Source organism: Aureimonas fodinaquatilis (genome assembly GCF_008369445.1).
GTDB classification, from domain to species: Bacteria; Pseudomonadota; Alphaproteobacteria; order Rhizobiales; family Rhizobiaceae; genus Aureimonas; species Aureimonas fodinaquatilis.
In genome coordinates, this window is the sequence record NZ_VTWH01000006.1 from 43,395 (window position 1) to 68,432 (window position 25,038).

At 58.5% G+C, this 25,038-nt stretch carries 29 protein-coding genes, 1 tRNA gene, 1 pseudogene and 1 riboswitch; of the genes and pseudogenes, 9 read left to right on the top strand and 22 right to left on the bottom strand.

The window, feature by feature from the left end; genetic code table 11:
* Positions 1 to 23: 23 nt before the first annotated feature.
* Both FPY71_RS17590 and FPY71_RS17595 read left to right on the top strand, forming a co-directional pair.
* Positions 24 to 761 (top strand): hypothetical protein, encoded by a 738-nt coding sequence (locus tag FPY71_RS17590; protein WP_149301656.1) that lies wholly within the window; start codon positions 24 to 26, stop codon positions 759 to 761.
* Entirely contained in the window at positions 758 to 1,603 is an 846-nt protein-coding gene (locus FPY71_RS17595; RefSeq protein WP_149301657.1) for a ChaN family lipoprotein, read from the top strand. The genes FPY71_RS17590 and FPY71_RS17595 overlap by 4 nt, the downstream gene beginning before the upstream one ends.
* Positions 1,604 to 1,625: 22 nt before the next feature.
* Here FPY71_RS17595 and FPY71_RS17600 read toward each other — a convergent pair whose 3' ends face one another.
* Positions 1,626 to 2,558 carry a hypothetical protein gene (locus FPY71_RS17600; RefSeq protein WP_149301658.1) on the bottom strand — a complete coding sequence of 311 codons (933 nt, stop codon included), beginning with the start codon at positions 2,556 to 2,558 and terminating at the stop codon, positions 1,626 to 1,628.
* A gap of 249 nt (positions 2,559 to 2,807) precedes the next feature.
* Between FPY71_RS17600 and FPY71_RS17605 the strand changes: the two genes are divergently transcribed.
* Both FPY71_RS17605 and FPY71_RS17610 read left to right on the top strand, forming a co-directional pair.
* Positions 2,808 to 3,266 carry an antitoxin YezG family protein gene (locus FPY71_RS17605; RefSeq protein ID WP_149301659.1) on the top strand — a complete coding sequence of 153 codons (459 nt, stop codon included), beginning with the start codon at positions 2,808 to 2,810 and terminating at the stop codon, positions 3,264 to 3,266.
* The gene (locus FPY71_RS17610) at positions 3,263 to 3,760 is read left to right on the top strand and encodes a hypothetical protein (protein ID WP_149301660.1); all 498 of its coding nucleotides are present in this window, start codon (positions 3,263 to 3,265) and stop codon (positions 3,758 to 3,760) included. The genes FPY71_RS17605 and FPY71_RS17610 overlap by 4 nt, the downstream gene beginning before the upstream one ends.
* Positions 3,761 to 3,809: 49 nt before the next feature.
* Here FPY71_RS17610 and FPY71_RS17615 read toward each other — a convergent pair whose 3' ends face one another.
* The 5 genes from FPY71_RS17615 to FPY71_RS17635 form a co-directional block, all read right to left on the bottom strand.
* The gene (locus FPY71_RS17615; protein WP_149301661.1) at positions 3,810 to 4,700 is read right to left on the bottom strand and encodes a DUF2059 domain-containing protein; all 891 of its coding nucleotides are present in this window, start codon (positions 4,698 to 4,700) and stop codon (positions 3,810 to 3,812) included.
* A complete protein-coding gene (locus FPY71_RS17620; RefSeq protein ID WP_246160707.1) occupies positions 4,700 to 5,293 on the bottom strand; it encodes a hypothetical protein in 594 nt (197 codons plus the stop codon). The genes FPY71_RS17615 and FPY71_RS17620 overlap by 1 nt, the downstream gene beginning before the upstream one ends.
* 86 nt (positions 5,294 to 5,379) lie before the next feature.
* Entirely contained in the window at positions 5,380 to 6,972 is a 1,593-nt protein-coding gene (locus tag FPY71_RS17625) for a hypothetical protein (protein WP_149301663.1), read from the bottom strand.
* A complete protein-coding gene (locus FPY71_RS17630) occupies positions 6,972 to 7,319 on the bottom strand; it encodes a hypothetical protein (RefSeq protein ID WP_149301664.1) in 348 nt (115 codons plus the stop codon). Before FPY71_RS17630 ends, FPY71_RS17625 begins: the two co-directional genes overlap by 1 nt.
* 11 nt (positions 7,320 to 7,330) lie before the next feature.
* Entirely contained in the window at positions 7,331 to 7,855 is a 525-nt protein-coding gene (locus FPY71_RS17635) for a hypothetical protein (protein ID WP_149301665.1), read from the bottom strand.
* A 157-nt stretch (positions 7,856 to 8,012) separates the two neighbouring features.
* Here FPY71_RS17635 and FPY71_RS17640 point away from each other — a divergent pair, with 157 nt between their 5' ends.
* The 3 genes from FPY71_RS17640 (at position 8,013) to FPY71_RS17650 (ending at position 11,328) form a co-directional block, all read left to right on the top strand.
* Positions 8,013 to 8,606, top strand: a complete 594-nt coding sequence (locus tag FPY71_RS17640; RefSeq protein WP_149301666.1) for a DUF1176 domain-containing protein — start codon at positions 8,013 to 8,015, stop codon at positions 8,604 to 8,606.
* A gap of 52 nt (positions 8,607 to 8,658) precedes the next feature.
* On the top strand, positions 8,659 to 8,979 hold the full coding sequence (locus FPY71_RS17645; protein WP_149301667.1) for a hypothetical protein: 321 nt from the start codon (positions 8,659 to 8,661) through the stop codon (positions 8,977 to 8,979).
* A 450-nt stretch (positions 8,980 to 9,429) separates the two neighbouring features.
* The gene (locus FPY71_RS17650) at positions 9,430 to 11,328 is read left to right on the top strand and encodes a potassium transporter Kup (protein WP_149301800.1); all 1,899 of its coding nucleotides are present in this window, start codon (positions 9,430 to 9,432) and stop codon (positions 11,326 to 11,328) included.
* A gap of 9 nt (positions 11,329 to 11,337) precedes the next feature.
* Here FPY71_RS17650 and thiD read toward each other — a convergent pair whose 3' ends face one another.
* Together thiD and FPY71_RS17660 are read right to left on the bottom strand one after the other, a co-directional pair.
* Entirely contained in the window at positions 11,338 to 12,141 is an 804-nt protein-coding gene (gene thiD / locus FPY71_RS17655) for a bifunctional hydroxymethylpyrimidine kinase/phosphomethylpyrimidine kinase (protein WP_149301668.1), read from the bottom strand.
* A 92-nt stretch (positions 12,142 to 12,233) separates the two neighbouring features.
* A riboswitch (TPP riboswitch) is annotated at positions 12,234 to 12,343 on the bottom strand.
* Between the two features lie 41 nt (positions 12,344 to 12,384).
* Positions 12,385 to 13,608 (bottom strand): serine hydrolase, encoded by a 1,224-nt coding sequence (locus FPY71_RS17660; protein ID WP_149301669.1) that lies wholly within the window; start codon positions 13,606 to 13,608, stop codon positions 12,385 to 12,387.
* A gap of 381 nt (positions 13,609 to 13,989) precedes the next feature.
* Here FPY71_RS17660 and FPY71_RS17665 point away from each other — a divergent pair.
* Positions 13,990 to 14,256: pseudogene (locus tag FPY71_RS17665) on the top strand (cell wall hydrolase); the annotation flags it as partial.
* Positions 14,257 to 14,418: 162 nt separating this feature from the next.
* Here FPY71_RS17665 and FPY71_RS17670 read toward each other — a convergent pair.
* A complete protein-coding gene (locus FPY71_RS17670) occupies positions 14,419 to 15,948 on the bottom strand; it encodes an aldehyde dehydrogenase (NADP(+)) (protein WP_149301670.1) in 1,530 nt (509 codons plus the stop codon).
* A gap of 284 nt (positions 15,949 to 16,232) precedes the next feature.
* Between FPY71_RS17670 and FPY71_RS17675 the strand changes: the two genes are divergently transcribed.
* Positions 16,233 to 16,309, top strand: a tRNA-Arg gene (locus FPY71_RS17675).
* Here FPY71_RS17675 and FPY71_RS17680 read toward each other — a convergent pair.
* The 13 genes from FPY71_RS17680 to trbL all read right to left on the bottom strand — a co-directional run bounded on the left by FPY71_RS17680 (position 16,280) and on the right by trbL (position 25,036).
* Positions 16,280 to 17,302: a recombinase family protein gene (locus tag FPY71_RS17680; RefSeq protein WP_246160709.1), complete on the bottom strand. Its 1,023-nt coding sequence runs from the start codon at positions 17,300 to 17,302 to the stop codon at positions 16,280 to 16,282. The two genes, FPY71_RS17675 and FPY71_RS17680, sit on opposite strands and share 30 nt — an antisense overlap.
* Positions 17,247 to 17,753, bottom strand: coding sequence for a recombinase family protein (locus tag FPY71_RS18725; protein WP_246160711.1), 507 nt, complete (start codon positions 17,751 to 17,753; stop codon positions 17,247 to 17,249). The genes FPY71_RS17680 and FPY71_RS18725 overlap by 56 nt, the downstream gene beginning before the upstream one ends.
* On the bottom strand, positions 17,750 to 18,148 hold the full coding sequence (locus FPY71_RS17685; RefSeq protein WP_149301671.1) for an HVO_A0114 family putative DNA-binding protein: 399 nt from the start codon (positions 18,146 to 18,148) through the stop codon (positions 17,750 to 17,752). Before FPY71_RS17685 ends, FPY71_RS18725 begins: the two co-directional genes overlap by 4 nt.
* Complete coding sequence (locus tag FPY71_RS17690; protein WP_149301672.1) at positions 18,145 to 18,498, bottom strand: toxin-antitoxin system TumE family protein; 354 nt, start codon at positions 18,496 to 18,498, stop codon at positions 18,145 to 18,147. The genes FPY71_RS17685 and FPY71_RS17690 overlap by 4 nt, the downstream gene beginning before the upstream one ends.
* Entirely contained in the window at positions 18,495 to 18,812 is a 318-nt protein-coding gene (locus FPY71_RS17695) for a hypothetical protein (protein ID WP_149301673.1), read from the bottom strand. The genes FPY71_RS17690 and FPY71_RS17695 overlap by 4 nt, the downstream gene beginning before the upstream one ends.
* Before the next feature lie 214 nt (positions 18,813 to 19,026).
* Positions 19,027 to 19,659 carry a LysE family translocator gene (locus FPY71_RS17700; protein WP_149301674.1) on the bottom strand — a complete coding sequence of 211 codons (633 nt, stop codon included), beginning with the start codon at positions 19,657 to 19,659 and terminating at the stop codon, positions 19,027 to 19,029.
* An 89-nt stretch (positions 19,660 to 19,748) separates the two neighbouring features.
* On the bottom strand, positions 19,749 to 20,072 hold the full coding sequence (locus tag FPY71_RS17705) for a YciI family protein (RefSeq protein ID WP_149301675.1): 324 nt from the start codon (positions 20,070 to 20,072) through the stop codon (positions 19,749 to 19,751).
* Between the two features lie 12 nt (positions 20,073 to 20,084).
* Positions 20,085 to 20,588 carry a winged helix-turn-helix transcriptional regulator gene (locus tag FPY71_RS17710; protein ID WP_149301801.1) on the bottom strand — a complete coding sequence of 168 codons (504 nt, stop codon included), beginning with the start codon at positions 20,586 to 20,588 and terminating at the stop codon, positions 20,085 to 20,087.
* 60 nt (positions 20,589 to 20,648) lie between these two features.
* Complete coding sequence (locus FPY71_RS17715) at positions 20,649 to 20,867, bottom strand: DUF2274 domain-containing protein (protein WP_149301676.1); 219 nt, start codon at positions 20,865 to 20,867, stop codon at positions 20,649 to 20,651.
* Between the two features lie 2 nt (positions 20,868 to 20,869).
* Positions 20,870 to 21,997, bottom strand: coding sequence for a TraB/TrbI/VirB10 family type IV secretion system protein (locus FPY71_RS17720; RefSeq protein ID WP_149301677.1), 1,128 nt, complete (start codon positions 21,995 to 21,997; stop codon positions 20,870 to 20,872).
* On the bottom strand, positions 21,994 to 22,995 hold the full coding sequence (gene trbG, locus FPY71_RS17725) for a P-type conjugative transfer protein TrbG (RefSeq protein ID WP_149301678.1): 1,002 nt from the start codon (positions 22,993 to 22,995) through the stop codon (positions 21,994 to 21,996). Before trbG ends, FPY71_RS17720 begins: the two co-directional genes overlap by 4 nt.
* On the bottom strand, positions 22,992 to 23,681 hold the full coding sequence (gene trbF, locus FPY71_RS17730) for a conjugal transfer protein TrbF (RefSeq protein WP_149301679.1): 690 nt from the start codon (positions 23,679 to 23,681) through the stop codon (positions 22,992 to 22,994). The genes trbG and trbF overlap by 4 nt, the downstream gene beginning before the upstream one ends.
* Positions 23,678 to 25,036: a P-type conjugative transfer protein TrbL gene (gene trbL / locus FPY71_RS17735; protein WP_149301680.1), complete on the bottom strand. Its 1,359-nt coding sequence runs from the start codon at positions 25,034 to 25,036 to the stop codon at positions 23,678 to 23,680. Before trbL ends, trbF begins: the two co-directional genes overlap by 4 nt.
* Positions 25,037 to 25,038 lie beyond the last annotated feature (2 nt).

Below are 25,038 nucleotides of genomic sequence, written 5' to 3' on the forward strand. Positions count from 1 at the left end.
CAAGATAAAACGAAAGGCAGATTGTGCAGACACCTACCCAGAAAGACCGCCGCAAACTGAATGCTGACGCAAGCACCATCATACCGCTGACAACCGGGATTGGCCGCCTGATGGCAATCGGCAAACATAACGGCGCAACCCATGAGCGCATCGGCAGCGTGAACAATGTAACGATCGCAGACGGTCGGGCCAGGCTTGAGGGTCCGGCGCACAGTGCCGTTGTGGACCTGGCTCAGGTGAACAGCATTACGGCGGATTTCAGCGCTGCAATGGGCGAGAAGGCAATGCCGCGCCTGGATTTCCTGAATTCAAGCGGAGAGCCGGTGTTCAGCATTGTGGCACTCGACGGGCGAGACGGTTTTGATCGGGCTTTTTCGGCTGTGCCTGCTGAACCACTGACTGACGGTGTGGAACCGGCAAGGCCGGAACGCCGTGAACTGGCAAAGGATGATCCGGGGTTTTTGGTTCTGGACACCATTCGCCAATCCGGTGAGCCCGTTGAACTGCGGCTTGAACGCCCCGGATTTACGCAGACATGGGAAGGAATTGTTGAGCGGGTGAGCGATGGAATGGGCTTTGCCAATGTCATGACAGAGAGCTTTCATCTGCATTTGCGAGGCGGTTCAGTGGCACGCTGGAACTGGGACAATGATGCATCGCGCCTTGTAGCGCTGAACGCAGAGGGTGAGCCTATCGGCCTTTCCATCCGAGGCAGCGCATCCGCCCTTTCGGCTCTGGGTGCAGATGGAACCACGCTGTGACATCAAGCATCGTCCATCCGAAGGCATCATGGATCGATGTGCCTGGCGCCCATGTGGTGCCGCATGAGGAAGCTTTGCGAAAAGCGGCCTGCCAACCAGCAATACTGCTGGGAGAAACTCACGATGACGCCGCTGTGCATCGCTGGCAGCTTCACGTGGCAGCCGGCTTGCTGGCCCTTGGCAAAAACATTGCCTTGGGCTTTGAAATGTTTCCCAGGCGCGTGCAACCCGTGCTGGATCTTTGGGTGGCAGACAGGCTTTCGCCCGAAGAATTCCTGGAGCAGTCTGGCTGGGGCAAAGTCTGGGGCTTTCCCGCCGAGCTTTATTGGCCGCTGTTCCATTTCTGCCGGCAGTTCCGCGTTCCAATGCGGGCGCTGAACTGCGAACGCCCGCTGGTGTCCAATGTCGGCAAACTCGGATGGGAAGCCATCGGAGACGTCGAGCGAGAAGGCATTACGCCGGCCAAACCCGCCACGGATGCCTACAGGCGTTATCTGTTCGGACTAGCCGGCCCGCGCAACGTGGCTGGTCGCCCCGCCTCCCCTGATGCCCCGGAATTCGACCGCTTCGTGCGCGCGCAGCAGACATGGGACCGCGCTTTTGCTTGTCGCATTGCTGAAACGCTTGCGGAACTTCAGAACCATCTGGTGATTGGCATCATCGGCCGTGGCCATCTGGAATACGGCCACGGCACCCCTTTTCAGTTGCGCGACCTGGGTGTGGAAAGCTCGATCCTGCTGCCAACGCGGGACGCTGAATTCACACCTTCGGACACTGACGCTGTTGGTGATCTGATTTTTCGTATCGAAGGCACCTATCAATCATTGAGGGCTGTGGCCTGAACCTTCAAGGGTGCAGCATGATCTAGCGCAAAGGGCCATCATGCTCGCCCGCCAGCCCTTCAATCAGGCGGTGCGGAACGGTCAGATCCCACCACAGCCTGTCGGCGTCCTCCACCATTTCAGGCAGCGGCTTGCGCAAGCTGGCGGATGAAAAGACCAGATGCGGCACAGGCAGGCGCAAGCTGAACCAGCCGTGCTCGAATTTGCCCTCAAGGTGCAATCGCGGATGCCGCGCCGCCAACGCCAGCATTGCACGACGAAATTCCGGCGTCAGCAGTTTGTCCGCCGGGGCCCCGGCACTGGCGATTGTGTCAAAGACAGCATCAAACGTCGGATCGAGAGGTATTTTCCGCTTGTTCTCCTGCATCAGATCACGCAGCACGTCATCCACCTTGCCCATAAAACCCAACGCCGGGCATATCTCGATGCTGCCTGAAAACGGCTGCGGCACCGAAATTTCGATTTGCAGAGTGTGCGTAACCGTGCGCCGCTGGTGATATCGTCGCTTGTACCAGATTGTATTCTCGCGCAGCCGGTAAGAGATCCCGCGATACACACCCTGGCTTTGCCAGGCAGTAAAACGCGCGCCACCCTCATTGCTGAACAGGTCGCCAATCCGCGTTTCGACTGGCACGGCACCCCAACCGCTTGAAAAACCGGTTTGTCCCCAGTTCTGGCCGATAGCGGGCGCAATTGCAGCAATGGCAAGGCTGCGCCAGAGGCGGTTGCAAGTGCGCCACAGAACCATGGCAATCACCACCGCAATCGAAACCTGAACCAGCCTTCCGTCCAGCAGCGCTTTACCGCCGAAAACCAATGCAACAGCGGCAACCAGGTTTATGCTGGCCGAAAGGGCTGCCATGCGCTTCGGTTCGGCATCCCGCAACAGCGCTTCAATTTTCCTTCGTTCAAGGCCACTGGCCAGAATGCCGTCCCCGGGTTTCTGCTCGTTCATTCCCGCCATGCCAATACGCAAAGTTTACAAACAACGCTGCAGCCGGAAAGTGTTGATCCGGAACCTTCAAGCAGCCACCAAAGATTTCATCTTCAAGCGCGTCTTATAACTGGAAACCATAAAGGGTTGTACAATCATCAACAGGTTACCGTCATTTATGGTTCTGCATTCGACCTGCTCCTCGGTACACCTGGTGCGGCTGGCAACATTGCCCATGGAGCCCGTCATAACGACAAGGAACAAACGATCATGTTCAAGCGCCTGTTTGCCGGTTTCGGCAAGTCATCAAAACCCGCCGCTGCCGTCCTGCAGGACGAGATTGTGAAAAGCGTTGTTTCCAACATCACCGATCTTCAAGATGGAGAGTGGGAAGACCGGGAGTGGGTTCATATTGCAGTGAACCATGAGGTTCTGATTGAGGAAGGACGAAGATCCAGCACGCAGGCCGAGGTTCTGGCCAGGAAACCCGGTGGTGATCTTGAAGAGCATGGCTTCCGTCTCAGCATGAACACCAAGGCAAAACTTCTTGAATTGCGTGAAGCGATGACCGCTGAGGGCAAAGAGCCCTGGACCATCGTTGACCTGACCATTGAACGCGATGGGCGCTATGCGTTTGACTTCAGCTACACGCCACCGCCGCGTCTTGGAGGCAACCTGCTGCACAGCCCGCTGACAGGCCTTCTCGATCGCTACAGCAAGAGATCATGAAACGCACCATTCTGGGTCTGGTCCTGGCCTTGAGCTTAATGAATGCCGCTATGGCGCTGGATGAACCGGACATTGCTGCAAAGAGCAATTCTGAAATCGAAACCAGCGCCACAGGGCTGAACCCCGGCGCGCTTTACGTGCTGGCAGGCCGGCTGCTCGCAGAAGGCAATGGACAAGCTGCCGCTGGTTGGATGTATGCGGGGCGCCTGCGCTATCTTTTCTTGCTGCAAGCAGGAAATGGTCGGCCTGAGACTGAGTACGCCTCATTTCTGGCAATCGACAATCAGATTGGCCGGCAGGTTGAAGCATTCATAGCCAAGGATCCGCGCGCCAGAATTGAAGCCATTGACTGGGCATTGCAGTGGGACGAAGCTTCAGAAAATCTGGTGACATCCAAAACGGACCATTCAGACCTGCTGGGCAAAATACGAGCCAGCTTCATCGAGCTGCGCAACAGCCTTCGCGCGCAATATGATGCGGATCATGGAAACTAGACTGCTGGCAGCGGCAGACTTTTGGCCGGAAAACCATTGTGCGCGGCCATTATCGCGTCAGGTTGGCTTCACGTTCCACATGCTTCGAAAGCTCTTCCTTCTGTGCTTCAAGTGCGGAAAGTGACATCCCTGCTTCGATTTGCGCCAATTGATGCCCGGCTGTGCTCTGGAAGAAATCGAGTATGGCAGCAAGGTCACCGTCCGTCATTTCAGGAAGCAATTGCATCGCGAAGATCGTGCCGCTGTCTGGCAAAGCAACGGTGGCTGTAAGGGTTTCGATATCAGCGTCACTTGCCGTTTCTCCATGAATCGCCTGCCACAGGGCAGCAGAGAGGAACCGGATTCTGGCAATATCAGGCTCGCCCTGGATAATTGCGCCAAGTTTGGCGTAGTAGGCGTGACGCGTGGGATCGGACTGAGCCATAGCCTCTTCCCGCAGCAACGCCCCTTCAGGCGTCTCGACCGGACGTTCACGAAAAGCCTGCCGCGCATTTTTCAGCCGTTTTCCAACGTCTGTCTGAAAAAACGCGATAACCTCTTGTTCCTCTGCCCTCGTCATTTCGCTCGCGAAGAGCGTTATGGCATGCGCAACCATTGTCTCTGGATCAAATGTAGCGCGGATGGCGCGCTCCCAGGCACTCACCAGTTCTGGCGGCAGATCTGGAAAAGTGGACGCGAAGGCCGCCGCTCTGTCGATAGTGTGAACCATTGTCTGGCGAAGGCCAATCAGGTGAGGAAAAAGACTGCGCTCACTGCCGCTTGCTTCCAAGAAATTCTCAGGCCCATTCGCAGTTGGGTTTTGATGTTTCTGCAATTGGGCCCGAGATTGCTGGCTGTCGTTCTGCACTGCAAGCAATGCCAGAGCGGGCTGTGCAGCATTGGCAACAAAAAGTGCAGCGAACCCGGCCAGAAATGCCCTGGGCGTCTTGCACATTCGCATCAATCTTTCACGCTGACTGGCGGCAGCTCAGCACTTGAAAGCGCAAGAATGGTCGGTGAGCGGATCGTTTTCAGACTTTCCAGAAGCGCTTTGGCACCGTCATCACCATAGCCGCGGCGGCTGATGCCATAGAGCACGACCCCTTCACCGTCTGGCTGCTCGACATAACGATAAGCGTTCCATTCGACGAAAATTGGATCGGCCTTGAGGTCGCTCAGCACAAAATCGAGCAGGACTTCGCCGCTGTTTTCGTTGTGCAGAATATCATAATTGACGACAGGGTCGGTTTGTTTCCGGGCCTGCAAACTCTGGATCTGGCCGCCAGCGGCATCTATGGGGCGCAAGGGGCGGGTGGCCACCTCCACCAGAAACATGTCGGTGAATGTTTCGACAACTTGCCCGGCAGGCACATATTCCTGTTTGAAATAGCCCTCGGTTGGCGCCGAGGTCCAGGCAAGGGCAAAGTCCTTGCCATCAAACTGGATTGGCCCTGGCACGTTAAGTCTTTCAACAACGTCTGTCTGCGCATGAGCAAGCGTTATTGCCGCCATGAATGGTAAAGCGAGAGCAAGGATTTTGATTGACAGGCTCACAGGGGCGTTCCCTTCAGGTTTTAATTCATTCTGAATCATGAGACGGGCGAAAGGCCCCGAACCTTGGTGTCGATGCAACCGCCGCTTTATTCATCGTCCTTGCGCATCCAGTGAACCTGCCCGTCGATGATGATTTCTTCCGGTGCGCTGGCAGCATCATCTTCGAAAATGGCGGCGAAATGCCTTTCCTGCCCGTCTGGCCCATCAATCAACAGCGTGTAGCCATCAAAACTATAGCGGGATGTCGCAATGTCAGGTTCGCCGGCAACAATGATGTAGTTAACGCCAAAGTTTCCGGCGACAAAGCCGCCGCGCTTGTGGACAAGCTGCCCGTTGGATGCGAACGCATAATCTCTGTCGCGGCGGACTCCGCCCATGCCGACATTGAGATAGTAGTATGTCTGATCCCATGTCTGGCCCGGGGGTACAGGCATCAATCCACGAGCCTCTGACAGGTCAATCTCACCTCCTGCATCCACTCCACCAGCGGTTGTGAGCTTGAGTGAGCCGCTGCTTTCGGACCAGCTGAACCATTTTCCGGGCTCTCGCTGACGGGAAAGCTCGACGTTCAGGTCGGTGAAAGCAAAATTCCATTCATGTCGATAAGCGGTGCCATCGCGCAGAAGCACATAGATGCTTTCCTGACGGTCCGTGTAGCCATTGCCGAAGCCATCAAGCCGATTTTCAAACCGGCCGTCATAGAGCACCCGGTCAATGTCTTTTTCCGCAATTCCTTTGCCAGCACCGGCGAAAGCTTCCTCATATTCAGGAGGCCGCAGAACCACGCCAGCGCTCTCATCCTCCATGCTGGACAGCTCAACAGTTGAAGGATCATGGACGAAGATGCGGCAACCTCTCAGGCCCAGCGTTCCGCCTTCAGCATCATCGCGCAACCATCTGACTTCGCCGACAAGCACGCGGTTGCCACCAACATCACGCTCCATTTCGTCTTCGTGCGCATCTTCGGCGAATGACAGGCACCGTGCAGCAAAGGCAGACTGCCGATCGCCGCGCCATTCCCGCAATTCGTCTTTCTTTGTAATGCGGCCCAGAACGGCCACGGCAGGCCGCTGTTGCAGCCACTGCATTGCATGCTCCTCGCGCGCTGCACGCAGGTCGCGGTTTTGTTCTGCACCAGCTTTGGAGCCTATTTCGTCCATCTTCCCTGCCAGTTGCGCAGAAAGCGCAATCAGCGGCATGAGCTCAACCGAATCAATTTGCGGGAGAGCCGGAGCATCCGCCACCTCAATGCCGAACCTGTCTGCCAGGCGAAGCAGGTTCCTGATCGGACGCGCAATATCGTAGGCATCTTCGCGCAGCCGGGTACTGAAATCCGAACAGATTGAAATGTCCTTCGAAACTTCCGAGGCAACGGCCTGTCGGGCTGGTACTGCCTGTCGTTCAATATCACCAGAGAGGTCAGGAAGGCTCGAGGCTGCACCTTCCAGAAATCGCTGATAGCCCGCCAGATCAACGCGATGCGACCATCCGGCCATGGCATCGCGGCGCAAGGTCGCACTATCGGGATCATATTGGTCGCAGGCCCTCATATAGGCATCGGCCAGCACGGCGCCGGTCACCGCTTGCTCCAAAGCACGATTCAAGTCCGACGCGTCGTCAGCCAGCACTGGTGTCAGCAGAAGGCCAGACAGGATCAGTAATGCGTGCAGGCGGATCATCAGGGGCAATTTCCAACGATCTCTCCGACGTGGAGAACCGAATTTTCCAGCCGACCGGTGATCAGCACACATTGGCCGTCGGCCCACGCGGCAGAGAGGTTTTGCGCATCTTCGGGGTTGGCGACAAGCTCTGGCAAAGTCTGGCTCGACCAGAGAAGCCCTGCCGGTCCATTGCTTGTTGCGCCCGCTTGCACAACGCCGAGCCAGGGGCACGGCTCCTTGACGCAATGGATGTTGGTTTTGCCCACCCGCAGGGGCTCGTTGGGGCGAACCGCCTCGGAAGACAGCGCCGGAACAACCCCAACGCCAAGGAAAAGCCAGATCATCCCTTTTGCAAAATGATTCATATCAACCTCCTTCAGCGGTTTTCGAGACCATTGGCCTCGCGCTGCCCCGGAATGTTGTCACGCTCTGCCTCAACATTGGCGCGCAACTTCCCCAGCCCGGCACGAACCTCATTCAACGCTGCCGCATGCTGGCTCTTGGAGGTGAAGCCGTTCGGATTGTCTGCGTCCCAGGCCAATGCCCAGTCCATAGCAGCAAGCCATTCGTCGACATTGCCGGCAATATACTCATTGACCGGGCGGCCGACCTGTTCGGAAAGGGCGCTGAAAAGCACAGACTCGTTCTGCGCGGCCTCCCCACCGGCCGTTATCAGAAAGCGATAACGCAATTGGCCGGCATACATCCAGTTGGCAGCTTCCTGCCCCCGACCCTCAGCCAGCAGTCGTGACGCCAATATGTAAAACGCCGCAGGATGCAAGTCGGCGGCCTGCGTCTCAATTTGTGCATTGGTCAATTTCGAGTAGTCGGCGTTTTCCTGCGCCGGTGCCGCAGAAACTGCTACCATTGCCATGAAAACGGAAAACAGAAGTCGTTTCATCAGCTCGTTCCTTTTGTTCATAATGATAGGACGAAGGCGAATGCCGCAACCTTGGGTGGTCACAAAACTAAAGGTGGAGAACTGTTGATGTCAGACAGAGGCTAAGCTCTTCGTCCTTGCCAACGTCATAAGTTCGAAACGACAAAGGAAATTCACCATGCGTTTGATAATGATGCTTGTCCTGACCGGGCTTCTGGTCTTTCCCGGCACGGCACAGGAAGGCAATTGGCAGGCTGACGCAATCGAACGGGCCATCCTTTTTCATAAGGAAAACCTTCCTGAAGGTTGCCAGGCTCTGGATAATGCAGACCTCCAGCCCGCGCATTTTGAGTTGCAGGTCGGAGAAGAAACCGCCGCCCGGCAGGCGCTGATGATTGAATTTCCATGCCGGATCGGCGCTTATAATATGACTTCGGTATTTTTGCTTTCCGACCAGCACGGAAAGGTTACAGAGCCTTTCTTCCCCTCGCCTCAGATCAAAGTGGTCTATGAAGACGAGACCGAAAGCACCATCGTGGACGACATTATCATCACCGGAACGGAAAACCTGCGTGAAGTGGTGAATGCCACTTTTGATTCCAGCACTCGCTCTGTGACGGAACGCAACAAATGGCGCGGGCTGGGTGACGCCTATTCAGTGACGAAATGGGGTTACAAGCAGGGCAAATTTGAAATCATGTATTTCGCGGTTGATGCCAGCTTTGACGGCGAAGATAATCCCAAAACGCTGATGGATATTGATATCTGGTGACATTGCCGCAAGGTCCTGCTTTTCCTCAACAGTCAAATCATGAGAGACAGTTTTGAAACTTTTGCGCGTGACAATTGTGCATGGCATCCCGTTGACGGTGGCGATTGCGGCGGCCCTTTTGCTGCTGCCGTGGATTATGGGAGCTTCGGCGATCCAGGGTGACGGCCCTTCGCAAGGATACAATGTGGGAATGGCCGCGCTGTTCCTTTATCCGGCGGCCTATCAGATCCTTATCATAATCTGGGGCATATGCCGCTGGCGCAAATGGGTTCTGTCGCAGGTTATGGTTCAACTTATCTGGTTCAGCCTGCTGCTGTTTGCAGCGGCAATGACCTATTCGCTGGTCATGCTTCAGGAATATTTGCAGGGTTGATCTGCGGCGTTTGTGCCAGGTGCACTCGCGCGGTTGATCTTGTGCTTGCGCGCGGTTTTGAATGGGATTAGAGATGCGAAATGAGCCGAATGCGGGTGAAGCACATCCAAAGCCAGCGCGGTCTCAACAGTGAAACGTTTATCGATACCGAATAGCCATGCTTGGCGCAGCCGATTAAGAAACTGATGAAGCTGAACGGGATCGAAAGGGAGCGACCACAGGCCGTATAGATCGGCTGACATTGCGGTGTTCTGAACAATCCACCGAAGCTGCATTGCCGTTAAACATCACAGGCCCCTGCGTAGAACGCAGCGCTTGCTCCCGGTTTGCAGAGTCGGCATCCTCCTTTTTCCTCGCAGTTCCAAAGCGGCAAGCTTTGCAGAATTTGCACCAGTTTTTCCGTGAAGGTTATCGGCTATGCCGAAATTAAATGCAGCTACGCATGCCAGCATGCGCAAAAATCCTGCCGCCAGAAGCCGATCAGCAGCCGCCGTGCACAAAAAAGGTCTGGCGGCCACCACATTGGGCAGCATCGGCATTGTGTATGGCGACATCGGCACCAGCCCGCTCTACGCCATGAAAGAGTCGCTTCTGCATGTCGGACATACGCCTTCAGAAGCTGAGATTATCGGCATAGTTTCACTGCTTGTGTGGTCTCTTCTGTTTGTCGTCACAGTAAAATATGTGGTTTTGATTTTACGGGCGGACAATGACGGCGAAGGCGGCGCCCTGTCGTTGATGGCACTGGCGCAGAAAGCCTTGCGGCGCCCCAGCCGAGTGGTGCTGGCGCTTGGCATGGTCGGCGCCGCGCTGTTCTATGGCGATGCGATCCTGACTCCCGCCGTGTCTGTGCTTTCGGCGGTGGAGGGTCTCAAAGTTACGCTGCCCTCTCTTGACCCGTTCATTGTGCCGATCTCCATCACCATCATCGTCGTGCTGTATGCCGTGCAAAGTTCTGGCACCGGCCGGGTCGCTGTTTTCTTCGGCCCAGTCATGGCCATATGGTTTGTCAGCCTTGCCTTGCTGGGTCTGATGCACATTGGCGACGCACCGCAAATTCTTGCGGCTATCAACCCTGTTCATGGCCTGTGGTTCATGAGCAGCCACGGCATTATCGGCTTTACTGTTCTGGGCTCCGTGTTCCTCTCGGTCACCGGCGCAGAGGCGCTTTATGCTGATATGGGGCATTTTGGCCGGCGGCCCATAAGGTTGGCGTGGCTTGGCTTCGTTGGTCCCGCATTGCTTCTGAACTATCTGGGCCAGGGTGCCTTTGCGCTGATGGACCCAAGCGCCCTGCCCAACCTGTTCTTTCTGTCGGCTCCCGAATGGGCTCGCCTGCCGCTTGTTCTTCTGGCAACCGCGGCAACCATCATTGCCGGACAGGCAGTCATTACAGGGGCATTTTCGCTGACCCGGCAGGCCATACAACTTGGGTTGCTTCCACGTCTTCAAATCGAGCACACATCTGAAACCGAGCACGGGCAGATTTACATTCCGACCGTCAACTGGCTCATGCTGGCGGGCGTTGTCATGCTGATCCTGTATTTTCAGGATTCGTCATCGCTGGCGGCCGCCTATGGTATCGCGGTAACCGGTACGATGATTGTGACCAGTCTGCTGGCAATTGTGGTTTTTGCCTATGGCTGGAAATGGGGCCTGAGCCTGTCCATCATCGTCGTGACCCCTTTCCTGATCATCGATACGGCCTTTCTTGCGGCCAATCTTCTGAAGCTTGGCGATGGCGGCTACCTGCCGTTGGTCATCGGCGCTTTCATCGTGCTTCTGATGGTCACATGGGTCCGCGGAACCCGTGTCCTGACCGAAAAAGCCAGGCGCGAAAGCCTGCCACTCGACACATTCATTCAGAATATGGCGGGCTCAACATCGGTCACACGGGTGCCCGGAACAGCCATGTACCTGACCGGCACGCCGGAAATTATTCCATCGGCTCTTTTGCACAATTTGAAACACAACCGCGTGCTGCACGACAGCAACGTGATTGTAACCGTCAAAACCGCAAACTCTCCATTTGTTCAAGATGCGGATCGCATGGTCTATGAGGCGATTTCACCCTCATTCAGCCGCATCACCCTGAATTATGGGTTTCTCGAAGAACCTGATCTGATCAAGGCCCTTGTCCAGTTAAAAGAACTGGGAATGAAGTTCGATGTCATGTCCACGACGTTCTTTGTCGGTCGCCGGTCCATAAGGTTGGCCGAAAGAAGCGGAATGCCGCGTTGGCAGGGCTTGCTCTTCAAAAAGATGTCGCGCTTTTCCTATGATGCGATCGATTATTTTCGCATTCCGGTCAATCGCGTCGTCGAGTTGGGAACCTATGTGACGCTTTAGGATGGCGTGTCAGGCCGGCCACCACTTGTAAAAATGGTGCACAGGCCCGTTGCCGGAGCCGATCCTGAGCTGGTCGGCTGCCTCAAGTGCGCCGTGCAGATAGGCTTTGGCCGTGGCAACCGCCTCCGGCATGTCTTCGCCTATTGCCACCTGCGCGGCAATTGCCGCGGAAAGAGAACAGCCAGTGCCATGATTGTTTTTGGTATCAAGGCGTGGGGCGGAATAGAATCTCGGCTGGCCACCGGCAGTGAACAATATATCGGTGCTGTCTTTCTCTGCTGAATGGCCACCCTTCATCAGCACTGCTCTTGGACCATAATGCAGGATAATGCTGGCTTGCTCTTCCATTTCGGCAAAGCTTTTTGCCCTGGGCATGCCCGAAAGCAAGGCCGCTTCCGCAATGTTGGGCGTTACAAGGTCGGCCAGCGGCAACAACCGCGTCATCAAAGCCGTGATTGCCCTGTCTTCCAGCAGCTTGTCGCCCGATGTTGCCACCATGACAGGGTCAAGAATGATGCGGCGCCGGTGCGCTTCCAGCCGGTCAGCTATTGCAACAATGGAATCCTTGCACGACACCATGCCTATTTTGATGCTTTTAACGTCCAGATCGTTGAGAACCATATCAATTTGCGCGGCAATCATCGCCGGTGAAACATTCTCAATGGCTTTGACGCTGAGCGTGTTCTGCGCTGTGATTGCGGTTATGACGCTGGCCCCGTAGACTTCCATTGCGGAAAAGGTCTTCAGATCGGCCTGAATTCCAGCACCACCGGAACTGTCCGAACCGGCAATGGTCAACGCAATGAACGTCATTACACACTCCACACATGACTGGAGCCGGATTGACCGTGGCTGAAAAAAGCAACCGCAGGATCTGGCCGTCTGAACAAGTCATAACGGCGACGCCACACGGCAACCTCCGTTCCTACGCCGGAATGACCCGGATCAGGTTCAAGGGTTTGACAATCATCATCTCAGCTCGCGGACGAATCTGCGCGCACCCCTCGGAATTTGTACGAGAATGGCGAGCGAAAAAATAATGTCAACGCTCAGTTTTCAATCGAGCTTGCGAGAGACTGCCTCAAGAAAGTTATTCTCATCAATTGGCCAGGAACCTTCCGGTTTTGATTGCGCACCCCACATGGCAATCACTACCCTGCGCCGGGGATTGATGTAGATATACTGGCCAAAATCACCAATTGCAGCGAAGGCTCCGTCCTGCTCAAAACCCTCATTTTGCGCAACCGGCCACCACATGTAACCAAAGTCGACCTGTCTTCCACCGATCTCGTGTGATGTGCCGCCGGCTCTGACCCAGCCCTCCGGCAAAATACGCTCACCATCGATCACGCCGTCTTCAAGAATGAACTGGCCCAATCGGGCAAAATCCCGCAACCGCGCGGAAAAGCCGGTTCCCCCAAGCTCCTGCCCATCTGCGGAATCCAGCCACCAAACGGCATCACTTTCCATGCCGGCTCGCCGCCAGATCTTTTCAGACAGATAGTCTGAAAGCCTCGTGCCAGTTGCGGCCGTAACTACGGATGCGAGAAGATAAGCTTCGCCGGTTGAATAGTTCCACAAGGTTCCCGGATCACCTGCACGTTCCAGCCCTGAAAACAAATCATCGATTTGCTGCCTGTTTTCGGCTTCCTGCGCATCCAGCAACAAGCGATGTTCAGACGCCGGGTCGGAATAGCGCTCATTCCATTTGACACCAGACGACATCAGAAGCGCCTGACGAATGGTGACACCCTCATAGGCCGTGGTTTCAAGCTGCGGCAGATACTTGTCCAGCCGATCGTCTATGCTTCCAATGGCCCCGTCATGAATTGCCGCGCCGACAAGAACCGATGTTATCGATGCCGTGACTGACATGGACATCCAGCGTGCGGTTTCATCATTGCCGAGCTCATAATCCTCAAAGGCAGTTTGCCCATCTTTAAGGACCAGGAGGCCGGCTACCCGGTTCATCGACATATAGTCGTAAAGGTCATAATTCTTGCCGCCGGACGGTATGACCAGACCATCCAGTGATCGGGAGGATGGCAGAAACATCCGCACAGGCCCTTCCGCACGTGAAACAGCCACATTTGCCAGCTTGTCGGCATCCCGAAATGTTCTCACCTGCATATCGGGCAGCAGGCGTCCTTCATAGAGCTGCTGTATGGTGCCGATTTCCTGTGCCTGCGCGGGCGAAACGGCCAGAAGACAGCCCATTGCGGCAGCCAATACAGCCCGAATCATGAGCATTTCAAACGGGCCATCCATGGTCGCAAACATAGCATTCTCCAATCCGCGTGATGCTATAAGGCAGATTGATTTTGTCTCCAATCAAGTATCGTCAGACACACGATAATATCCGTTATCATCAGCCACATCATCCTGCGCGCAAGCGCCGCAGCAGCCTTGCCCTTATCTTGCCTTATCTGGAACATAAACGCTGTAACGGGACAAACAGCTTCACGGTTATCAATGCTATTTTCGCAGACTGTTTCGCGCGCCATTCTGGCAGCAATGTTGCTTCTGGGGGTGGGGGCGCTTGCGGGTTGTCAGTCAACAGATATGGCGGCATTGGCTCCTGAGCCAAAGGTCGATCCGGCGGAAAAGGAATGCATGGCTCGCGCCATGTATTTTGAGTCCAACCGATCCAGTGACGAAGGCATGCTTGCAGTTGGCACCGTGGTGATGAACCGGGTTAATTCAGGCAACTATCCGCAATCTGTCTGCGAGGTTGTCGGGCAGAAAAACCAGTTCGCCCAAGGTGTTCTCACGCGGAAAATGACCGAAGACAAAGCGCGCGCCGAGCGCAATGCAGAGCGGGTTCTTGTTGGCGAACGGCATGCGTTGGTGGGCGATGCGATGTTTTTTCACACCGCCGGGCTGTCATTCGGCTATCCCAACATGAATTATGTGGCGATTGCCGGCGGCAATGCTTTTTATGAACGAGTTTCGCGCGAGCTTCGCAGCGGCAAGCGCATGCGTTCGCAGTCGGAAGCGCGCAAGCGCCAGAGCGCTCATGTTGCGGCAAATGGCGCAACGGCTTTGGTGGCCCGGCAGCAAACTTGCCGCCAGACCACCGGAACAGCGCATTCAGAGATCGCGCAGCTCAGCGGGCAGCAGGGCTGCGGGGAAGTCCTGGTAGGAAACCGGACGCAGGAACCGGTCAATGGCCAGAGCGCCGACCGAGGTGGACCGACCATCGGAGGTGGCGGGGAACGGTCCGCCATGAACCATAGCGGTGGAAACCTCGACACCAGTGCCAAACCCATTGACGAGCAAGCGGCCCGCACGGCGTTCCATAAGCGGCAACAACGACCGAACACTCTCTGAATCGGAATCAGCCAGGTGAACCGCAATGGTTAGCTGGCCTTCCAGCTTTTCAAGGATGGTCTGCAACTCGGCCATGTTCTGACAGCGAACCAGCAGGGATGCGGCGCCGAAGACCTCTTCGTGCAAAGCCGGATCCGACAGAAACTCCTGCCCCGACACCGTAAACAGCGCAGCCTGCCCCTGGCAGTTCTGCCCGGCCTGACCGTGCGCCAGGGTGGTGACAGCGGCATGGTTTTCAAGCCGTGAAACGCCCTCTTCGTAGGATTTGTGAATTCCGGCGGTCAGCATGGTTTGTGCGGGCAGCTTGGCCAGCTCTTCGGCAGCAGATTTTTCAAACCGCGTCAGGTCATCGCCTGCGACTGCCAGCAACAGGCCAGGATTGGTGCAGAACTGACCAGCGCCCAGCGTGACAGACTGCGCAAATGCCGCGCCGATTTTCTCTGCGCGTTCAGACAATGCGCCCTGCAACAGAAGAACCGGATTGATTGAGCTCATTTCGGCGTAAACCGGAATTGGCTCGGCCCGCTCCTGTGCAATCTTCATGAAGGCGGTGCCGCCGCCGCGAGATCCGGTAAAGCCGACGGCTTTGATTCGCGAATCTGCAACCAGGCCCTGACCAACTTTGCGGCCGGTATCAAACAGCAGCGCAAAGGTGCCGGATGGCAGACCTGCATCGGCCACAGCCTTCTGTACTGCGCGGCCGATCAACTCGGAGGTGCCGAGATGTGCGGAGTGCGCCTTGGCTATAACCGGGCAACCAGCAGCCAGTGCAGATGCGGTATCGCCGCCCGCAATCGAGAAGGCCAGGGGAAAGTTGGAGGCCGAAAACACTGCAACCGGACCCAAACCAACCATGCGGGCTTTCAGCTCTGGCTTGCGTGCGGGCTTGCGGTCTTCGTCTGCGGCATCTTTGACAACGCGCAAAAAGTCGCCCTTACGGACGATTTGCGCAAAGAAGCGAAGCTGGCCCACGGTGCGGCCACGCTCGCCTTCCACGCGCCCGCGCATGAGGCCGCTTTCGGCCACGCAACGGTCTACCAGCTCGTCGCCAAGCGCCATAATGTTGTCGGCAATCGCTTCCAGAAATGCTGCGCGCTCTTCCAGGGGCCGGTTGCGATAATCGTCAAAGGCTTCTGAGGCCAGAGCGCAGGCACGATCCAGATCGGCTTGCGTTGCACCGCCAAAAGCTGGCTCCAGCGTTTCACCGGTGTTTGGGTTAAAGGCGCGAACTTCGCCGTTTGTGCCGTGGATGGCTTTGCCATCAATCAGGTTTTCGCCGGTAATCGGCATGAAATTCTCCCGTGCTTTTAAGGGTGGCTGCATCTGCCGAATTGCTTATGCCCGGGCCAGGGAATTTTGCCGCAGGCTGGATGCACGCCACGGTTAGTTCCTTTCCCATACGAGCGGCATCGTCAAGCATGGACAACCAAATTGTGTGACTTATTGTTTCACGAGAGAGTGCTTTTCGGGATGAGAAGTTTGGTATCGTGCTTGCCGATGAACGAACTATCGGCTAGGAGAGTTTTCATCTGCACTGGCTTCCGGGTCGTGCAGCGCATTGCGGTTTACCGCATGCACCCGTAGCTCAGCTGGATAGAGTGCTGCCCTCCGAAGGCAGAGGTCACAGGTTCGAATCCTGTCGGGTGCGCCATTTTAGTACAGAACTCTGAACGCCGAACGCCGCCGTTTCTACGCTGGAAGCGGCGACCAGCGTTCGCAGAAGTTCTGACTTTGATCCCATGATACGAACCTCATCGTCAGCAACCTCGACCCGCTGCGCCAGGGCGCGAAGGTGGTCGCGATGATATCCGCCATTGTCGAGCCGTATCCGTTCACGCGCCTTACAGGCGAGGGCCTTGAGCATGTCGGGCGTGACACCCTGACTACCTGAGCTATTGAGGGCGAGCTGCGTTCGCTCGACGTCGGCGGTGGCTTGGTCACGCAATGCCTTGAGACTTGCCATGCGCTCTTTCGCCATAGCGTCGTACTTGTCGATCATTCCACCTTCGATGGCGTCAAACAGACGGCCGATCCGTTGGTCAGTCTCTGTGATTCGTCTGTTAAGCTCTGCCAGATGCGCTCGGCGACGCTCGACACGCTCCTGACGCCGGTCGATGACGCTGGAAAGGATGGATTCCAGCCGCTTGGGCTGGAGCAAGCGATCTCCAATATGATCGGCGACGAGATGGGCCAGCTTGCCCATCGGAATCGCTCGACCCTTGCAGCCGGTGTTGCCCTGCTGCGCCTTGGTCGAGCAGGTGTAGTATCGGTATGTTTGCCCAGCGCTTCCCTTTCCAGTGCGTAGCGTCATGGCACCTCCGCACTTTGCGCAGAAGCAAATGCCCGTCAGCAGCGTGGGACCGCTGGAGATCCGTGCCGGCGTCACCAAAGGATCACGCGACTTCAAACGCGCTTGCACAGCGTCGAATATATCGCGCTCGATCAAGGGAGGCACCGTCATGATGGCGACCTCGCTCTCCGGCTTCTTCTCCCGGTTTTTATGCGAGCGTGTGTTGAACCTGTGTTCGCCGATATAGGTGGTCCGGGTCAGGATGGCGTGGATTTGCGCCAGCCCCCATTTGCCACCGTCACGGGTGAAGAAGTTGCGCTCGTTGAGATAAGTGGCAATAGCCTTGACGCCCATTGCGCCGGACGTGCTTGGCGTTCTCCTTCGACTGATACTCGTCGAACAGCGCCATGATCTGCCGCATCATCTGGTGCATGGGGTCATCCCCCATTTCCTGCGTGATAGACACCAACTTGATGCCGTTCTTCGCCAGCTTCCGGACGTAGAACTCCATCTCGAAATGATCGCGGAAGAAGCGCGAGAAGCTATGCACCACGACAATATCGAAGGGCGCGGGCTTGGACGTGCCAGCTTCGATCATGCGCTGGAACTCGGGGCGCTTGTCGTTGGTGGCGGTTGCGCCCGGCTCGACATAGGTTTCAACGAGTTGGTAGCCGCGTTGCTCGCAATAGGCTTCGCCCTGCCGCTTCTGATCGGGAATGGAAATGTCATGCTCGGCCTGCCGGGCAGTGGAGACGCGCAGATAGAGCGCGGCGCGGGCGGTAGCGGTTGGGCTGTGCATGTTCATGGTCGGCCTCCTATAGCCTTCTTCGCCTTGGGGCGGTCGATCAGGGGCAACGCCAGCTCCACCCGGTCATGCACGACCTTGGGCGCGAGTTTACGCCCATGCCCCAGCTCAAGCCTCACGAGGCCATAGCTCTCCATGGTTTTCAGGGTGCGTGAGAGATTGGAGCCGGCCCGGCCGGTGATTTCCGCCAGTTCCTCCAGCGACGCCGGGGCTTTCTCGGCGATGACGCGCAGCAACTCGCGGTTCCTGGCCGACAGCACCTTGGCAAAGGATTCGGTCGAGGTGAACCACACCTTGGGGTCGCCGGGCGCGGGCTTTTCCTCGCCCTTGGCAATCCGCATGGTGCGGGCCTTCATTTCTTCGTAGTCGGCAATCCCGACTTTCAATGTGGTCATAGGGAACCTCGCTCCTTCAACACTGCGTCAACCGCCTGCCAGAAGTCGGCCAGCAAAGTGGCCGCATCCTCGTAGGCGTAGGGCTTCACAGTTTGGAGGCGGTGCCGATGGTCCATCGGCTCGCCCCTCTTGCCCCGCCCGACCGGATGGGCGTTATCGAGGCCGACCAGCCGCTCGCCCGAAGGCCCGTGAAGCGTAAGCGAATAATCGAGGCCGTGCGGCTTTTCCGGCGATGCCGGAACGCGGGTTACGACGAACTTCACCCAATGGCCGCCCTCGGGATCGACAAAGAGCATCTGTCCATCAAGGTCCAGAAGCGTGTCGAGGCCCGGATCACGATCCACGCTCATGTCTTTTTCCTATCAATATCTGATAGGAAATGCAAAACATCATCCGGCTTTCGCGGATTCAAGAGTTCGTCAAACACGTCGCCAAACCAACGTTCGAACACGTCAATCTCGGCGTCGGTGACAGGCACATCCTCGGGCCAGTCGTCGGTGACGCGCATGCTCTGTCCGTTCGGGCCGAGAAGCGGCGCGTCGGCAGCTCGTGCCCGGCCTTCCTGTGCGGGATCGTCGGCGTAGTCGAACAGATCGTCGGGAAGTGCTTCGGGGGCCGGGTGTCGCGGTCGCCCTTTGCGGGCGCGGTGGCGCTCTGCGCACATGGAATCCTCCTTGGTTCGGTGTGGATTCCGGGGCGCTGAAGGCCCCCGGATTAGGCGAACCATGGAGGGCAGTCGGTGGACTGTAGCGTGCCGCATTTGCGCCTATGCGCTGGCGGCACTCCCGTAACAAGCCGGGGTTGTTACCATAAGCTATGAGCAAGTGCAGTGGGGATGGATGCGATGGAGTATGGATGGTTGACTGTGGGCGCCGAGTTTAACGCCGCGCTTCTGTAGCCATCCTTAGAGCCAGTGCAGCCAGTACCGTTCCCATCAACCAACGCTGCACAACGATCCAGGTCGGCCGAGAAGTGAGAAACATAGCTATCGTACCGGCGGCAATAGCGATCAGCGCATTTACGCTCACACTGACCATAATCTGGGTCAATCCCAGAGCGATCGATTGAGACAGAACGCTACCTGCGGCGGGGTCGATGAACTGCGGCAGCAGCGATAGGTACATAACGGCAATCTTGGGGTTCAGGAGGTTGGTCAGGAACCCCATCATGAACAGCTTGCGTGGACTGTCTTTAGGAAGTTCGCGCACCTCGAATGCCGAGCGCCCTCCAGGTTTGACCGCCTGCCACGCGAGGTAGAGCAGGTATAGAGCCCCGGCAAATCGCAATGTGTCGTAGGCAAATGGCACCGCCATGACTAAGGCGGTGATACCGAATGCTGCGCAAAGCATATAGAATACAAAGCCCAGCGCGACCCCGCCAAGCGAAATCAATCCTGCCAAGCGCCCTTGGGAGATAGATCGGGAAATGAGGTAGACCATGTTTGGTCCCGGTGTCAGGACCATTCCCAGCGCTATAAAAGCAAAAGCAATAAGATTGGCAATTTCTGGCATCTGCTGATCCGCGACAAACAGGAAAAATCCGAAAATTACTGGGAAATACCGTACGCCGCGATCTCTGGCGCTTGGCTTCGTCTATCCCACTATCGCAATGGCCAAACCTCAACGACACCATGGGCAACCGCGCAAGGGACCTGCGAGACCTTTTGGATCGCTTCGTCAAGATCGGCCGCTTCGATCACGGCGAAGCCGGCAATCGGCAGACTAGTCGTCATGAAGGCACCTTCAACGACATCAACACCTTTCGCATCGTGGTTCCTGACCTGAACAGGTGCACCCGCTATTCCGATAAGCGCTCCCTCGGCGCGAAGTTTTTGATCCTGGGCGTGGGCAGCATCCCTGACTGTGCTAGCTGTCCTGTCGTATCCGGCCTGGTCGCCATATCCGATGGTAACGAATTTGGGCATTTGTCTTTCCTTTCAGGGTTTGCGGGAAGCAGCATCAAAAGCCGCATGGGCGGCTCGTAATTTTTCTGAGATCGCTTGATTATCTTCGGGGGCCGAAGCGCCCAGATGCTGGGTACGCAGTTCGTCCATAAAGGCATTTTGCAGAGCCACCCCCCCCTCTTCGAGGACTTGGTTTCTTATTGCCAATTCAGGAGATACCGAGAGAAACATCCGCGCCCAGGCGCCCAGCGCTACCAGCGCTGGAAGCAGTGCAATGGATTTCTCTGTCAAACTGTAGATGGTTCGTTGCTTGTGATGCGGATCGGCGGCAGCCGTGAGCATGCCGTTTTCGACAAGCTTTCGAAGTCTGTCGGCGAGAATGTTGCTGGCGATCCCTTCAAGGGAGTTGGTTAGAATATCCCGGAATGTCCTGCGTTCTCCAAAAATGATGTCGCGCAGGACAATCATGCTCCAGCGATCACCGACGACCTCGGTTGCGAGATTTATGGGACAGCCGGAACGAGAATATGTTGGCATCAGAAAACCGAAGGCAAAGTGCAATCGGTTAATTTCTAGCACACCGTCCTTACTTTGCAATCAGTTTGTGCGCCGCGCTCTGGCAACCCCCCGATCCGTGGCGATGAACCGCTCCAGCATAGGCACGATCAGCCTGACGGGATCGGCAGCGGGCTGGCCGCTCTCGCGGGCCAGCACTTCGGCATAGGCGACCAGATCGCGGTGAGGCGGAGCGGGCAGCTCCACCGTCACCTTCACGGGCTTGTCCTCGACGATGGGGCCGAGCTTCAATTTCGTCATGGTCAGCCTCCTGCCGGCTCGAACACAAGGTCGCGGGTCACGATGATCCTGACCGGGAAGCCCGACCGGATCGTGAGCGTCGGCGCAACCTGCAATTGACGCTGGACGATCTGCTGGCCCGCCTGATTGACGGTATCCTGCGCCCCGTCGCGGATGGCGCGGATCAGCCGGTCCTCGTCGCTGGTCGCCAGCTCCGTGCCGACTGCGAGCAACGTGGACAGCCCTGCGGCCTTCATCAGATCCCACCAGTGGTAATCAACCCCGTCTTCCAGTCCGGCATAGCCGCTGGCGTCCGCGCCCGGCAGGCGTTCAAGGACGATGGAACGGCCGCCCGGCAGGATCAGGCGATTCCACACCAGCAACACGCGGCGCTGGCCGAAAGTCACGCCATCATCGTATTGACCGATGATGCGCGTTCCCTGCGGGATCAGGAGCAACGAGCCGGTCGGGCTGTCGTAGACGTTCTCCGTCACCTGCGCGGTGATCTGGCCCGGAAGATCGGACCTGATGCCGGTGATGAGCGCGGCCGGGATCACGGCCCCGGCCTGAAGGATGTAGGGCGATGCCGGCGGCGTGACGCGATCCGGCGCGACGGTCTGCCGGTCCACAGGTCCATTGAGGAAAGCCGCGTGCCGGTCCTGTGTCGCAGGCTGGCCGCCGAGGCCAAGACCGGGCCTGGTTGCTCCGGGGGCGGCTCCTGCGCGCGGGCCGGACTGGAAGAACACATTGCTCAAGCGCGCGGCTTCTTCTTCTGCGCGGCGGCGTTCTTCCTCGGGATCGACGGCGGGCGTCACTATCGCGGGCGGCGCAACCGGCTGTCCCCGGTTCTGAGCGTCGAGGATCGGGCGGCCGAGGTCGCCGGGCAGCGCCGGCCCCAAGACAGGGCCGGTATAGTCGCGTGGCAGACCGGAGAGGCCGTCCGCCGTAGGCCGGTTTTCGGTCGAATAAAGCTCGTCCCCTCCCGGTCCCGCATCGCGGGTATGGAGCGCGTAGATCAGCGCCCCGCCGATGCCAAGCATGGCAACGGCTCCGACGCCGGCCAGCATTTTGCGGGACAGGCGGGTGACGCGCGGCGGTTCGGCGCGCAGCCGCATCGGTGCGGCGGTATCGGTGATTGTGTTGTCGGTCATGACGGGGAATCTCCGGTCGCGCTGGCGGGCTGCGCGGCGGCAGCCTGCGTCGGGTTGGTGCGGACGATCCTGACAACCTGCTGGCGGTTGCCGCTGCCAAGGCGCAGCTCGGCCGCGCCGAACAGGCGATCCACGATCAGGACGTTCTGGTGAACCCGGCTGTTGACGATCTGCGGCTCGCCGTCTGAGCCGAGCACGAAGATCGGCGGCATCTCGCCCTGCACGATCCCGGCCGGGAAGACGACATAGACGCGGCGGCCATCGTCGAAGACGGAGACCGGCCGCCATGGCGGGCTGTCGCCCTGCACCTGCAATGCGTAGCGATAGTTCCGCGCGGCTTCGGCCGGGATGACGGGCGCGGCCGGAACGGTCTGGCGCTGGCCGGGCGGCGGTGCGGGATAGGCCCAGGCTACGGCCGGCATGTAAAGCGATTCGCGGGCGTGCAGCTCGATCATGTAGATGCGCCGGTCGGTGGTGACGACAAGGTTTGTCGAAATGTCCTCGCGCGTCGGCTTCACGAGGATATGGACACGGCGGTTCGCACCGCTGCTGCTCTCGGTGTCGCCAATGATCCAGCGGGCGGTGTCGCCGGCCGCGATCGGCCCTGCGCCGGTCAGGCTTTCGCCCGGCTCCAGCGCAATGGTGGTGATCTGTCCGACTGCGGCATAGACCTGATAAAGCGCGCCTTCGCTCCACGGGAAAACCTGTATGGCATTGTAATAGCCTTCGCGGCGCGGCTCGACGCGGGCGGCTGCGTTGGCGTTCTCGACGCGGCCGGTCGGTGTGCCGGCGGCGGTGCCGCCGCGCGCGACTGTCCATGCCGGCGGCACATGCAGAGGCCGGGCCGTGTTGTCGGTTGCCGCCGCGTGCACAGTCGGCAGTGGCGGCACGCTGGCGTCGTAGCTGAATTGCGGCGGCCGGTTGGTGGCGCAACCTGCGAGCATGGTGGCCGAAAGCAGCACGGCCGCAATTGCAGGGGTGCGGGTGATCGTCTTCATTGGCTCATCTCCCGCGACAACGAAATTGCGTTGACGTAGATTCCCAACGGGTTGGCGCGCAGGCGCTCGGCATTGCGGGGCGTCTGAATGACGATGGTCAGGATGGCGGTCCAGCGTTCGGTGGTGGAGAGATGGCCGTTCTCATAATGCCGTTCGGTCCACGCCACGCGGAAACTGGTCGGGGACGCCCGGATGACGCTCGAGACCTCGACGGCGACTTGGCTGCGGCCGACGCGGGTGAACGGGTCATTGGCGCGGGCATAGTCGTTGAGTGCCGCCGCGCCTCTATCCGTGGTGAACTCGTAGGCGCGAAGCCAGTTCTGTCGGACGATGATCGCGTCGGACGGGAGGCCGCGCACCTGCTCGATGAAACGGCCGAGATGGAAAGCGATCTGTGGGTCAGTCGGGCGATAATCGGCGTTCGCGGGCGCGACGGTTTGCGCCTGTCCAAGATTATCGACTTGCACCACCCACGGCACCACGGTCCCGCGTGCGGATTGCCAGACCAGCGCCGAAGCAAAGCCGGCCGAAAGGATCAGGGAGCCGAAGGCCATGAGCCTCCAGTTTCTCGCCTGCACGCGGGCCGATCCGATACGCTCGTCCCATGCCTGCGCGGCCTTTTGATAGGGCGTCTCGGGTTCCGGCGATTTGCCGTAGTGGGTTGCCGGTCGTTTGAAGATGCTCATGAGCGGTCACTTTCGGAAAGGTTGATGGAAGAGCCGGAGCCGTGGCTGTCGCCGGAGCGCACCGCATGGGCGGCCATGGTCGTGCCGTGGATCATGGCCCGGGAGCGCTGCATCTTTTGCGCCCACGCGGGAGGGTCGCCCATCGCTGCGGATGATGCGGTTGGGGCGGCGCCTGCGCCGTCGACCGTGCCCATGGAGGACGTGCCCCCGCTGGCGGCAAAGCCCGTGCGCACGCCCTCGCTGAAGCTGGATTTGACTGATTGGGACGTACCTGCGGCGGCACGTTTGAGGGGCGAGATGGCGGCCGATCCAGCGGCACGCGCGACACCGCCAACGCCGGAAGCGGCAGCGCCCGCCCCGGATTGGCCGAGCGCGCGGACGCTATAGGCGGCGGTCGCCGCGCCCGCGGTTGCCGCACCGCCGCGGACGGCCGCGGCCCCTCCGGACAGGGCGGTGGCACCGCCCTTGGCGGCGAGCACGGTTGCACCGCCTGCGGCGACGGCCGCGCCGCCGACCGCAAGGCCGGTTCCCACGGCCGCGCCCGCGGCGAGCTGCGGGCCGCCCGAAACGATGCCGTTAGCGATGCCGGGGCCGAAGATGCCGAGGCCGAGCAGCGACAGGGCGGCCAGCACAATCGCCATGGCCTCGTCGATGGTCGGGGTCTGGCCGCCGAACCCTGCCGTGAACTGGCTAAACAGGGTCGAGCCGATGCCGATGATGACGGCCAAGACCAAGACCTTGATGCCGGACGAGACGACATTCCCGAGCACGCGTTCGGCCATGAAGGCGGTCTTCCCGAACAGGCCGAAGGGGATCAGCACGAACCCGGCGAGCGTCGTCAGCTTGAACTCGATCAGCGTCACGAAAAGCTGGATGGCGAGGATGAAAAAAGCCAACACGACCAGCGCCCAGGCGAAGAGCAGGCAGGCGATCTGGATGAAGTTCTCGAAGAAGGCGATCCAGCCCATCAGGTCGGAAATGGAATCGAGCAGCGGACGGCCAGCATCAAGGCCGGTCTGCGCGACACGGCCGGGACGCATCAGGTCTTCGACGGGAAAGCCGGTGCCCGACGCCATGAGGCCAAGGCCGGCGAACGAGTCGAAGACGATCCGGGCAAGGTTGTTCCAGTTGCTGATGATGTACGCGAAGACGCCGACAAACAGGGTCTTCTTTACCAGCCGGGCGATGATGTCGTCATCCGCGCCCCAAGCCCAGAACAGCGCAGCCAGCGTCACGTCGATGACGATCAGCGTCGTTGCGATGAATGCGACTTCGCCGCCGAGCAGGCCGAAACCGCTGTCGATGTAGGAGGTGAAGACGCCGAGAAAATTGTCGATGACGCCCGTGTTGCCCATGG